This window comes from Maribacter sp. PR66, from assembly GCF_028464205.1.
GTDB lineage: Bacteria > Bacteroidota > Bacteroidia > Flavobacteriales > Flavobacteriaceae > Maribacter > Maribacter flavus.
The window spans coordinates 1-11,824 of sequence record NZ_JAQPCH010000017.1 but is presented as its reverse complement, the minus strand read 5'-3'; the positions used below and the strand labels follow the sequence as shown (position 1 = coordinate 11,824).

Sequence of the window (11,824 nt, the reverse complement as noted above, 5' to 3'; positions counted from 1 at the left end):
TAATGCGCAATATCAAACAAAACCTCTTTTTTGCAATGATTTATAACACGCTGGGTATCCCTATTGCAGCAGGACTACTGTACCCGTTTTTCGGAATACTCTTATCGCCAATGATTGCGGCCTTGGCAATGAGCTTTAGTTCGGTTTCGGTAATTGCCAACTCATTACGTCTAAAAAGTAAAAACATATAATCCAACTAATTGAATACTTATGAAATATAAAATTTTGATAATCCTATTGGTAGTTGTTGTCATCGGTTGTAAAAACGAAGAAAAGAACAATCCCAAAATAGAGACAGAACACGATCATACCCAGAGTGAACCTAAATCTGAGAACAAAAAAACCCTAAGTCCACATACATCGGCAATGGCGATGATAGGTGATGCTCATATCCATATAGATTATTCGTCGCCAGGCGTAAGGGATAGAATTATTTTCGGTGGACTGTTGGCGTACGACCAAGTCTGGCAGGCTGGTGCCCATATGGCTACTTGGTTGGAAACAAATAAGGATTTAGAAATTGACGGCAAGGTATTGAAAGCCGGGAAATATGGATTTTTTGTAATTCCGAATGAAGAAGAATGGACTGTCATTTTCAACAGGAATTGGAACCAACACGGTAAGGACGACTATACTGAAAATGATGATGTATTACGATTTAAAGTAACACCTAAAATTTCCGAAAAAATCAAGGAACATTTAGAGTATAAAGTAAACAAAACAACAGAGACTTCAGGAAAAATCTCAATGGGTTGGGAAAAAGTCACGATTGGATTTCCTTTTGAAATAAAGTAAAATGGTGAACAGAAAAACAGCGAAATGGATTAGAAAAGCACACCGCTATTTGGGTGTTTTTTTAGGTGTTCAGTTTTTGATGTGGACAATTAGCGGGATGTATTTCAGCTGGACGGACATTGACGAGATACACGGCGACCATTTTAAGAAAGCGGCACCTGTGCAGACCTCTTTTGATAATTTGCTCGGCACATCCCAACTGGCCATAAAAGAACCCGTCCAATCTTTGGAACTACTGGAAATAGCAAATGAACCTTACTATTGGATTAATGAAGCACGGCTTTATAATGCAAAAACGGGGCAAAGGAAAAATGGAATTTCTAAAAAAGAGGCACAACAAGTTGCAAGTAGGTATATGTTGAACGATTTGGAAATAGTACAAATTCAATTAGTCGATTCTGTAGGGCCACATCACGAATATCGCGGTCGCCCACTTCCAGCTTATGAAATCTCGTATGAGACACCACAAAATTTAAAAGCCTATGTGGCGGTTGAAAATGGCGCTTTTCAAACGGTGAGACACAGGGATTGGCGCTGGTTTGATTTTCTTTGGATGACCCATACAATGGATTATCAGGGAAGGGATAATTTCAACACATTGTTGTTAAGGGCATTTTCACTTTTGGGATTGATAACCGTCTTAAGCGGTTTCGTTTTATGGTATATCAGTTCCCCATCAATCAGAAAACTGAAAAAGAAAATTAAATAATTGGTAACAAATAAAACCAAAAATTATGGATGCAAACGAACACACAAATTCAGGAAAATCAAAAAATCATTACACACGTTTTGTAGCGATGCTCGCTTGCTCTTTTGTAGCAATGTATATTACAATGTATTTAAACACCTATGAATGGGACCATGTATGGTTCAGCCTTACGCGTTTCTATATGGTCTGTCTCGGTATCGCTGCCATGGCCATTATAATGTTTGTAGCAATGCGCGGTATGTATCAAAACAAAAAAAAGAATATTGCCATAGTCTTGGGAAGTATCGTTCTCTTTGTAGGTGCATTGGGACTGGTACGCGACCAAAAATCCACCGTGGGCGATGTACTTTGGATGAAAGCAATGATACCACACCATTCCATTGCAATTTTAACAAGTGAACGAGCAGATATTGAAGACCCTGAAGTCAAAAAATTGGCTGAAGAAATCATTAAAGCGCAACGTAGGGAAATTGCTGAAATGAAGGCGATGATTGAGCGTTTAGAAAACGAGTAAAACAAAGTGGATAAATCAATATTCAAAATAGTGAGAATGGATTGTCCTTCTGAGGAATCTATGATTCGGATGAAGTTGGATTCAGTTGGTCGAATTTCAAAATTGGATTTCGATATTCCCAACAGAAAACTTACGGTTTTCCATAATGGCAACTTGGAAGAAATTCAGGAAGCCATTGCAGACCTGAAGTTTAATGAAGAATTGATTTCCTCAGAACCAACCGATGAAGTAATTGCGGAAGAAGCAAGCAACCAGAGTAGGCTACTGTGGTCAGTTTTGATTATCAATTTTATGTTTTTTGTCATTGAAATGACTACAGGATTGATTTCAAAATCAATGGGGCTTGTTGCAGACAGTCTGGATATGCTGGCAGATTCATTTGTATATGGTTTAAGTCTTTTTGCAGTAGGCGGTTCCCAACTACTTAAAAAAAGAATAGCGACCACTGCCGGTTATTTTCAGATACTTCTTGCGGTTATAGGAATTGTAGAAATAGTGAGAAGGTTTATAAATCCAACCGAAGTTCCGGATTTTAAAACAATGATTATAGTCTCAATATTGGCGCTATTGGCCAACGGGCTATGTCTATTTCTTCTTCAAAAATCTAAAAGTAAGGAAGCCCATATGCAGGCCAGTATGATTTTCACATCAAATGATGTTATCATTAACTCCGGGGTTATTGTTGCTGGGGTTTTGGTACTATGGACTGGCTCACGATTGCCTGATTTGATTGTAGGCGCAATCGTTTTTATAGTAGTTGTCCGTGGCGCTCTTAATATTTTGAAATTAGGAAAATAAAATTATGAATATGAAAAAGAACATTTTATATATAGTAATAGCCGTTATCATAGGTTTGGGCGCAGGCTGGCTCATTTTTGGAAATAGCTCAGACAATGCAGCAAATAAGGATACGTCTGATATGTCCGACCACGACCACTCTGGCGAGAGCGCAGAACAGATGTGGACGTGCTCTATGCACCCACAGATTATGCAACCCGAAGCTGGTGATTGCCCAATATGTGGAATGGACTTAATCCCTGCTGAAGCTGGTGCAGATGGTCTCGCTGCAAACGAGATAAAAATGACTGAAAACGCAATGGCGTTAGCAAATATCCAGACTACTATTGTAGGAAATGCAAAAGCTGGCGATGATGATGGGATGATATCCCTTTCGGGAAAAATAGCGGCAAACGAAGAAAACAATACCGTACAATCCAGCTATTTCAAAGGTAGGATAGAACAACTCAACGTTAACTATGAAGGTCAGCAAGTAAATCGTGGTCAGTTATTGGCAACCATTTACGCACCGGACCTTGTAGCGGCACAACAGGAATTGATTACCGCAGCATCGCTTAAGGAATCGCAACCTGCTTTATACAAAGCTGTTCGCAGCAAGCTCAAAAACTGGAAACTATCAGATACGCAAATCAATGCCATAGAAGAAAGTGGAACGGTACGTGAGAATTTCCGGATTTATGCAACGGTTTCCGGAACGGTTTCAGAAGTAATGGCAGCACAGGGCGATTATGTAAATCAAGGACAGCCTATTTTAAAGTTGAGCAACCTCAATTCGGTTTGGGCAGAATTTGATGCCTATGAAAATCAAATAGCACAATTCAACGTTGGGCAAAAAATCAATATCACGACTAACGCCTTTCCAAACAAAGAATTTGAAGGAACAATTTCTTTTATTGACCCTGTTCTAAATAATTCGACACGAACGGTAACGGTGCGGGCAACGCTTCAAAATAGAGAAGACCTATTTAAGCCAGGAATGTTTGTTACAGGTAAGGTTGAAGGGGCAACACAAACTATGGAAAATACACTTTCTGTTCCTGCAAGTGCTGTACTATGGACGGGCGAGCGCTCATTGGTATATGTAAAAACCAATCCTAACGAGCCTGTATTTGAAATGCGCGAAGTAACCTTGGGCAATCGCTCTGGCGAAACTTACCAATTATCGGCTGGATTAGATAACGGCGATGAAATTGTTACCAATGGAACGTTTACGGTAGATGCAGCAGCACAATTACAGGGTAAAAAATCAATGATGAATCAGCAGATGATGCAGGATGAATCGGCTATGATGGGTGATATGGAAATGAGTTTCAGTAATGCGTTTAGTTCTGATTTCGACAAAGCATTACCATCATATCTCAAAATGAAAGATGCCCTTGTAGCAAGCGATGCAAGTCAAGTTTCCGCTTTCGCGAAAGCGACATCAGAAAAATTAAAAGCAATATCGACTGATGATTTAGGTACGATGGAAAAACAACATTTAACCAAAAGTATTGAGATGCTGGATGCCATTGCAAACAATGATAATCTGGAAAACCAGCGCGCTCACTTCGTCATTCTAAACGAGAATATCGTGCCTATTGCAATGAGCATAGAAAACTCGACAAATTATTACATTCAGAAATGCCCTATGGCAAATAACAATAAAGGTGCGGTATGGTTAAGTATGGAAGAAGAAATAAGAAATCCATACTATGGCGATGCAATGTTGACTTGCGGAAGTGTGATTGATTCGTTGTAAAAATCATTTGCAACACAGTTGCACCAAAATATTTTTATCTTTGCATTGTGAAAGTTGTAGCAATCATTTTATCGTTTTATTTCTTGGCACTCAATGTAGAGCCTTGTAGCGATGCGACAAATAGTGCCGATGATACCCAAGTTGTTACAGTAATTGATATTGATGGCGACCACGACCAAGACTGTGAGTTATGCTCGCCTTTCTGTCAATGTCATTGTTGTCACGTTCACACGATAAATTTTGGGCTTGTTGCATTTCAACCGCTACAGCCTGCTATTCCTCAAGAATTCTTTGCCCATTTCGATGACCTTGGCAAAGATATTCCCCATTCCCTTTTTCAGCCACCTCGGGCATAATTCAGTTTTCATAGGATAACTATATCCTTTTTTGAAGTTTTCCTAATGGGAATGCTCAACTATGTTTTTGCTACGCGAAAACGCAAACTCGTTTTTTAACTGAATTAATACATTAATCTATGATTAACAGAATCATTGATTTTTCAATCAATAACAAATTCATCATTGGTCTGTTCACGTTGACTCTTATAGGAGTTGGCATTTGGTCAATGGCAACAGTAAACCTTGGGTCTGTCCCAGATATTACCAATAATCAGGTGCAGGTCATCACGCAATCGCCCAATCTGGGAACGGAAGATATTGAACAGTTCGTAACCTATCCCGTAGAACTATCTATGGGTAATTTACCAGGCGTTACAGAAATAAGATCTATCTCACGCTTTGGCCTTTCCGTAGTTACTATCGTTTTTGAAGACGATATGGGAACCTATCTTCCTCGACAGCTGGTACAGGAAAAACTAAACGAACTGGGCGAATCTATCCCTGAAAAATTTGGAAGTCCATCTATGGGTCCCATCTCTACTGGTTTAGGTCAAATCTATGAATACACTATAAAGCCAGAGGAGGGTTTTGAAAACAAGTATTCGCCTATGGAACTGCGCACCGTGCAAGATTGGGTTATCAAACGACAACTCACATTACTGGAAGGCGTGGTAGAGGTCAACTCTTATGGAGGCAGTATTAAACAGTACGAGGTCGCTGTCAACCCAGATAAGTTGAATAGTTTGGGTATTAGTATTTCACAAGTGTATGAGGCTCTCGCTCGGAACAATGTGAATACAGGCGGTGCTTACATAGAAAAAAATAAAATGTCAAATTTCATAAGAGGTGAAGGTCTTATTCGCTCTTTGGAAGACATTAAAGATATTTCGATTATTAACGAGGGCAACATTCCCGTAACTATTGGAGATGTTGCAACACGCGTCCATTTTGGGAATCAGGTACGTTATGGTGCTTTTACGCAAGACGGTAAGGAAGCCGTGGGAGGAATAATAATGATGCTAAAAGGTTCAAACCCTAATGCGGTTATCCAAAATGTTAAGAATCGTATGGCAGAAATTGAAAAATCCCTGCCAGAAGGTCTCACTATCGCCCCTATCATTGATCGTAGTGAGCTAATTGCCAGAACGACCGATACCGTTAAAACCAATTTACTGGAAGGCGCCCTAATCGTGATATTTGCCCTTGTTTTATTGTTGGGTAGTTTAAGAGGTGGCATCATAACGGCCACGACCATACCGTTGTCCTTGCTTTTTGCCTTTATATTAATGAAGCAATTTAATGTATGGGCAAACTTAATGAGCTTGGGAGCTATAGACTTTGGGATTATTATAGATGGTGCCGTGATTATTATAGAAGGAACGGTGTATGAGATCCAAAAACGGATTAGGTCTGGAAAGCTAAAATTCAATCAAGGCGTAATGGATAAAGTAGCCTATGATGCCGGAACCACGATGATGGGTTCTGCTTTTTTCGGGCAGATCATTATCCTTATAGTTTTTACACCTATACTTTTCCTTACAGGTGTAGAAGGTAAAATGTTCAAACCGATGGCATACACCTTTGGTTTTGCTATGATAGGTGCAATTATTCTGTGTCTTACCTATGTCCCAATGATGTCTGCGCTTTTTATGAAACCAGTTCAAAACACCAAAAGCTGGTTTGGCAAATTTGAGCGTTGGCTTGAAAAGATAAGTGATAAAATTATTGGTGCTATACATAGTGCTTATAAGCCATTATTAAAAGGTGCACTGCGGCTTAAGCTTATCGTGTTATCATCTTCTGCTGTTCTACTTATTATTGCTGGTTTTATATTTTCTAATATGGGTGGAGAATTTGTGCCGCAGCTCGATGAAGGAGATATAGCAATGCAGGCGTTTATAAGACCAGGAAGCTCGCTCACAGAATCCATTGAAGTTTCAAAGAAAATAGAAACTATCCTATTAGAAAATTTTCCTGAAATTAAAACGGTAACAGCACGTATAGGTGTGGCAGATATACCTACAGATCCTATGCCTATGGATATTGCAGATATGTACATCATTCTCAATAAGGATATGGACGAGTGGACAACTGCTTCTACTAAAGAAGGTTTGATTGAAGCCATAAGGGATAAACTGGATGATGAACTCGTCGGGGTTAATTTATCATTTACCCAACCGGTCGAATTAAGATTTAATGAGCTTTTAGAAGGCGTAAGAGAGGATATTGCAGTAAAGCTATATGGCGAAGATTTAGAGGTGTTATCAGACAAGGTTCAGGAAATGGCAGCTATTATAAAGACCGTTCCTGGCGCGGGCGATGTGAGTGCAGAACGTACAGCTGGACTACCACAAATGACCGTAAAGTTCAGACGAGATAAAATGGCGCAATATGGACTGGATATTCAAAAAGTAAATGATTACATAAGTACTGCTTTTGCAGGTGGTACCGCTGGCGTCATTTTTGAAGGCGAGAAACGATTTGATCTGGTGGTACGATTTGATGAAAGCCATAGAAAAAGTATTGATGACCTGCGCACGATGTACATCGATCTTAAGGATGGAAGCCAGGTACCCATTATTGAAATAGCAGAGATTGAATACGTGCCTGGACCTATGCAAATCTCACGTGACAATACGTATAGAAGAACCTATGTAGGTGTAAATGCACGAGGCAGAGATGTGGAGTCTGTTGTAAAAGATATACAACAAAAGTTAGATGAAGAACTGGACTTGCCATCAGGATATTATATTACCTATGGTGGAGAGTTTGAAAACCTACAAAGCGCTAAGGATCGTTTAACAATTGTTGTGCCCATCGCCCTGTTCTTGATATTTGTACTGTTATACTTTGCCTTAAAATCCTTTTCACAATCGCTAATGATTTACATCGCGATACCCTTGGCGGCCATTGGTGGTGTGTTTGCTTTATGGCTTCGAGATATGCCATTTAGTATTTCGGCAGGTGTAGGATTTATTGTGCTATTTGGTGTCGCAGTTCTTAACGGGCTGGTACTTATTAACCGATTTAATTCTTTAAAGGAAGAAGGTGTTACAAGCATAAAGGATAGAATATTTCAAGGGACTAAAGAACGTATTCGCCCCATTATGCTCACGGCTACCACAGATATTTTTGGGTTTTTACCTATGGCATTTTCCACATCAGCCGGTGCAGAGGTGCAACAACCGCTCGCTACGGTAGTTATTGGTGGGATGCTTACGGCCACCCTACTCACGTTGATAGTACTTCCTGTACTCTATATCTTTATAGAAAAGCGACGTGAGCGCAAAGACCAGAACAAGATTGGTTCGTTTAATCCGCAAGCATTGACCACGATTTTAATACTTGGTTTTATGTTAGGTGGTACCGCTTTGGCGAAAGCGCAACAAACACAAGCACCTGTGCCAGACCTCATTGTTCAGGATAGCATTACACCCATTACCTTATCTCGGGCTGTAGAAATTGCCAAAGAGAATTATCCAGCACTCAAGACGAGCCAACTCGAAATAGAAAGACAGAGCGCACTCACGGGCAATGCCTATGACTTCGGTAATACTAAAGTATTTACAGGTGGCGAAGAAGTGGCAGATGGTCAGGGCATTTATACCTTGATAGGTATCGGTCAACAAAATATTGATCTATTGGGAATAGGTGCCAAAAAACGCTTGCAACAACAACGCATCCAGTTAGCCGAAACAGCTTTTGACCTATCTGAAATCCAGATAGAACTGGAAGTCAAAAAAGCCTGGTCAGAAGCTTTTCAGGCAAAGAAGAAATTTGTTCTTTATCGAGAACTGGACAGCATTTATGGTCAATTTGCACAATCTGTAGAACTCAATTTTGAAGTCGAAGCCATTTCGAGACTGGAATATGCTGCTGCGCGCAATCAAGCGTTACAGATAACCAACAGGTTTCAGCAGGCAGAAACAGATTATTTAATCGCATTACAAAAACTCAATCTTTGGTTGACACCAGATACGATGTACACCGTAGCTGATGAATTTGAAGCTACCGAAATTTCGGTGTTAGAGACTGATGATACATTGGATGAACATCCCGAGTTATCGCTTTCGCGAAAGCGTATAGACGAAGCACAAGCAAGCTATGATGCAGCAAGGGCAAGCTTACTGCCCCAGTTTAATCTGCAAGGTGGCCTGCAACGTGTAAATGGCGATAGTGGTTTCTACACCTATCAGGCAGGGATTTCCATACCGCTGTTTTCTGGCCCAGACCGCAGCCGCGCAAAAGCTGCTAAACTGGATGCACAGATTGCAGAAACCAATGCCGCATTCAAACAACGCGAGCTGCAATCCCAATATACACAAGCACAGCAAAATTATACACGATGGCGAGATACTTGGTTTTTCTATAAAACCGAAGCTCTGCCACTTGCCATAGACCAGCGCAAAGGCGCATTGCTCGCCTACAAAGAAGGTGCGCTTGATTATGCAGCATTCACGCAAATTATACGTGATGCCATACAGACCGAAATGGATGCACTGGACGCACTCGATAATTATTTAGAAGCCTTGTTTAAACTACAATATTTCCAAAACTAAAAAAAGATGAAAAAATTAAAATATATACCGATTACCACAATGCTTATGGCATTGACATTATTCAGCTGTGGCGAGTCAAAAACTGAAGATGGCCACGATGAAGCCACCCATTCTGAAACAGAAGAAAATCACTCTGAAGGGGAAGATGAAGAAGATAATATGGAAGGCGAAGCTAAGGAAGTAATGCTCACGGCACAGCAGTTTGAAGCCTTACAGATGGAAATTGACACGCTCTCACAACGTTATATGAGCGGTTATGTAGAAACAAATGGCACGCTGGAAGTACCACCCCAAAACGAAGCATCCATTACCGCCATAACAGGAGCAAATGTGGCATCCATAGAAGTAATAGAAGGTGATGAAGTGAAAAAAAATCAAGCGGTTGCCTATCTCTCACATCCCAGCATCATACAGATACAGAGCGATTACTTAAATGCACACAGCAACAGTCGGTTTTTAAAACAAGAATACGAACGTCAAAAAAGGCTTTATGAAGCTGGTGTGGCATCTGGTATGAATTTCCAAAAGGCAACGGCAGACTATCAGTCATCTACCGCAATGGTAAACGGGCTGGAAGCACAATTGCGACAGTACAACATCAATGTGAATGGCGTGCGCAATGGCACTATCTACCAGCGTGTTGCATTGCGCAGTCCCATTGCAGGGGTTGTAGAAAAAGTTTTTATAAAAACTGGACAATATGTGGAGCCACAGACCAACCTAATGGAAATAGTAGATACAGACCACGTACACGCAGATTTAATGGTTTTCGAAAAAGATGTTGATAGGGTAAAAAAAGGTCAACAAGTACGATTTAGCGTTCAATCAAGACCAGGAACGGAACTCGTTGCCGAAATTTATTCAGTAGGAAAAACCTTCGAGCAAGATCCTAAAGCGGTGCACGTACACGCAGAAATTGAGAACAAAGGTGGTGGTCTTATCTCAGGAATGTACATTAAAGGTAGGATTGAAGTTGATAACGATGAAACCGCTGAAACCGCATTACCAGAAAGTGCCATTATTACAGAAGGTGGTAGGGATTATGTGTTTAAAGCGCAAAGGGAAGGCAACACTTGGAGTTTTATACCAGTAGAAGTCACTACGGGCGAGAAGGATGGTGACTGGATAGCCATACGTTTTTTTGAAACCCCAGACCCAAATACTCATTTTGCCTTTAATAATGCCTATTACCTTATGGGAGAGATGAAAAAAGGGGAACTTGGTGACGATGATTAAAATGGAATGAAAGAAAAAAGAAAGAAAAACTTAAAAGTAGCAAGAACCTTACAGATTTGGAACGTCATCTACGATGTTATTGAAGTTGCGGTCTCGCTTATTGCTGGATTTACGGCAAATAGTTCGGCTCTGATAGGTTGGGGATTGGACAGCACGATTGAAGTGGTTAGTGCGGGAACATTAGGCTGGCGACTACACGGCGAGATTAAAGGTATCGATGAAGAAAAAGTAAAACGAAGACAAAAAATCACGTTAAACGTAATTGCAGTTTCCTTTACGCTCATCTGTATTTTCATTTCCTACGATTCCATTACAAAGCTTATAAATAAAGAAACCGCAAACTGGAGCACGATGGGACTGATTATATTATTGGTTTCCCTGGTTGTAAATCCTATCCTGATCTATTTCAAAAGAAAGTATGGAAAGAAATTAGACAGTCCAGCCTTGCTGGCTGATGCTAAAGACACCTTTATTTGCTTATACCAAACCGTGGTCGTACTTATAGGATTGCTATTGGTCAACTGGTTAGGCTGGTGGTGGGCAGATCCTGTGGCGGCATTACTTATCGTTCCGTACGCTGCAAAAGAAGGCTATGAAGCCTACAATAAAGCTAAAAATATCAATTATAACACCGCACAAAATGACTGAAATTGAAAAAACATTAAATGACCATAACGTGCGTCCCACCGCAATGCGCATCTTGATTTATAAGTATATGGCCGATAGGGATGCCGCCATCGCCCTGACTGATATTGAGAATGCTTTCGCAAAAGCGGATAGAACCACATTGTACCGAACCCTAAAAACGTTTGAAGAAAAAAACGTGGTGCATCACATAGATGACGGAACTGGAATCTCTAAATACGCACTTTGTGAAGAAGGCTGTAATTGTGAAATAGAACAGGATTTGCATTTACATTTTCATTGCACTAACTGTGACGAAACAGTTTGTTTAACGGAACAAAAAATCCCGCATATCAATTTGCCAGATGGATATTTGGCAGAGGATGTTAATCTCGTGGTTACGGGAATATGCGAAAAATGCAGCAGTAATTTACTTTAATAAACAAACGAACAAATTAGATTGATTTTGAAAAAAAGCACTTTTATAATAACTAAAATGGACTGCCCTTC

11 protein-coding genes are annotated in these 11,824 nt (G+C 40.3%); all 11 read left to right on the top strand.

Going from position 1 to position 11,824, the window contains the following annotated elements:
* Positions 1 to 191: hypothetical protein (locus PP181_RS17470; RefSeq protein WP_272638036.1), on the top strand; the 191-nt coding region annotated here is incomplete at its 5' end.
* Positions 192 to 210: 19 nt separating this feature from the next.
* Positions 211 to 795 carry a DUF2911 domain-containing protein gene (locus PP181_RS17465; protein WP_127139836.1) on the top strand — a complete coding sequence of 195 codons (585 nt, stop codon included), beginning with the start codon at positions 211 to 213 and terminating at the stop codon, positions 793 to 795.
* Position 796: 1 nt separating this feature from the next.
* The gene (locus PP181_RS17460) at positions 797 to 1,504 is read left to right on the top strand and encodes a PepSY domain-containing protein (protein WP_127139837.1); all 708 of its coding nucleotides are present in this window, start codon (positions 797 to 799) and stop codon (positions 1,502 to 1,504) included.
* 25 nt (positions 1,505 to 1,529) lie between these two features.
* Complete coding sequence (locus PP181_RS17455; RefSeq protein WP_127139838.1) at positions 1,530 to 2,018, top strand: DUF305 domain-containing protein; 489 nt, start codon at positions 1,530 to 1,532, stop codon at positions 2,016 to 2,018.
* 6 nt (positions 2,019 to 2,024) lie between these two features.
* The gene (locus PP181_RS17450; RefSeq protein WP_206513104.1) at positions 2,025 to 2,816 is read left to right on the top strand and encodes a cation diffusion facilitator family transporter; all 792 of its coding nucleotides are present in this window, start codon (positions 2,025 to 2,027) and stop codon (positions 2,814 to 2,816) included.
* Positions 2,817 to 2,826: 10 nt separating this feature from the next.
* Positions 2,827 to 4,557 carry an efflux RND transporter periplasmic adaptor subunit gene (locus PP181_RS17445; protein ID WP_163627706.1) on the top strand — a complete coding sequence of 577 codons (1,731 nt, stop codon included), beginning with the start codon at positions 2,827 to 2,829 and terminating at the stop codon, positions 4,555 to 4,557.
* 47 nt (positions 4,558 to 4,604) lie between these two features.
* A complete protein-coding gene (locus tag PP181_RS17715) occupies positions 4,605 to 4,913 on the top strand; it encodes a DUF6660 family protein (protein WP_313790239.1) in 309 nt (102 codons plus the stop codon).
* Between the two features lie 119 nt (positions 4,914 to 5,032).
* Positions 5,033 to 9,454 carry a CusA/CzcA family heavy metal efflux RND transporter gene (locus PP181_RS17440; RefSeq protein ID WP_127139842.1) on the top strand — a complete coding sequence of 1,474 codons (4,422 nt, stop codon included), beginning with the start codon at positions 5,033 to 5,035 and terminating at the stop codon, positions 9,452 to 9,454.
* 45 nt (positions 9,455 to 9,499) lie between these two features.
* On the top strand, positions 9,500 to 10,690 hold the full coding sequence (locus PP181_RS17435; protein ID WP_272638035.1) for an efflux RND transporter periplasmic adaptor subunit: 1,191 nt from the start codon (positions 9,500 to 9,502) through the stop codon (positions 10,688 to 10,690).
* A gap of 6 nt (positions 10,691 to 10,696) precedes the next feature.
* Entirely contained in the window at positions 10,697 to 11,338 is a 642-nt protein-coding gene (locus PP181_RS17430; RefSeq protein WP_116216549.1) for a cation diffusion facilitator family transporter, read from the top strand.
* Positions 11,331 to 11,753 carry a Fur family transcriptional regulator gene (locus tag PP181_RS17425; protein ID WP_015361364.1) on the top strand — a complete coding sequence of 141 codons (423 nt, stop codon included), beginning with the start codon at positions 11,331 to 11,333 and terminating at the stop codon, positions 11,751 to 11,753. The genes PP181_RS17430 and PP181_RS17425 overlap by 8 nt, the downstream gene beginning before the upstream one ends.
* Positions 11,754 to 11,824 lie beyond the last annotated feature (71 nt).

Bases quoted from the DNA above. Each gene is read 5' to 3' on its own strand.
- PP181_RS17440 (WP_127139842.1), top strand. From the start codon at position 5,033: ATGATTAACAGAATCATTGATTTTTCAATCAATAACAAATTCATCATT.
- PP181_RS17425 (WP_015361364.1), top strand. From the start codon at position 11,331: ATGACTGAAATTGAAAAAACATTAAATGACCATAACGTGCGTCCCACC.
- PP181_RS17460 (WP_127139837.1), top strand. From the start codon at position 797: ATGGTGAACAGAAAAACAGCGAAATGGATTAGAAAAGCACACCGCTAT.
- PP181_RS17445 (WP_163627706.1), top strand. From the start codon at position 2,827: ATGAAAAAGAACATTTTATATATAGTAATAGCCGTTATCATAGGTTTG.
- PP181_RS17435 (WP_272638035.1), top strand. From the start codon at position 9,500: ATGGCATTGACATTATTCAGCTGTGGCGAGTCAAAAACTGAAGATGGC.
- PP181_RS17430 (WP_116216549.1), top strand. From the start codon at position 10,697: ATGAAAGAAAAAAGAAAGAAAAACTTAAAAGTAGCAAGAACCTTACAG.
- PP181_RS17465 (WP_127139836.1), top strand. From the start codon at position 211: ATGAAATATAAAATTTTGATAATCCTATTGGTAGTTGTTGTCATCGGT.
- PP181_RS17455 (WP_127139838.1), top strand. From the start codon at position 1,530: ATGGATGCAAACGAACACACAAATTCAGGAAAATCAAAAAATCATTAC.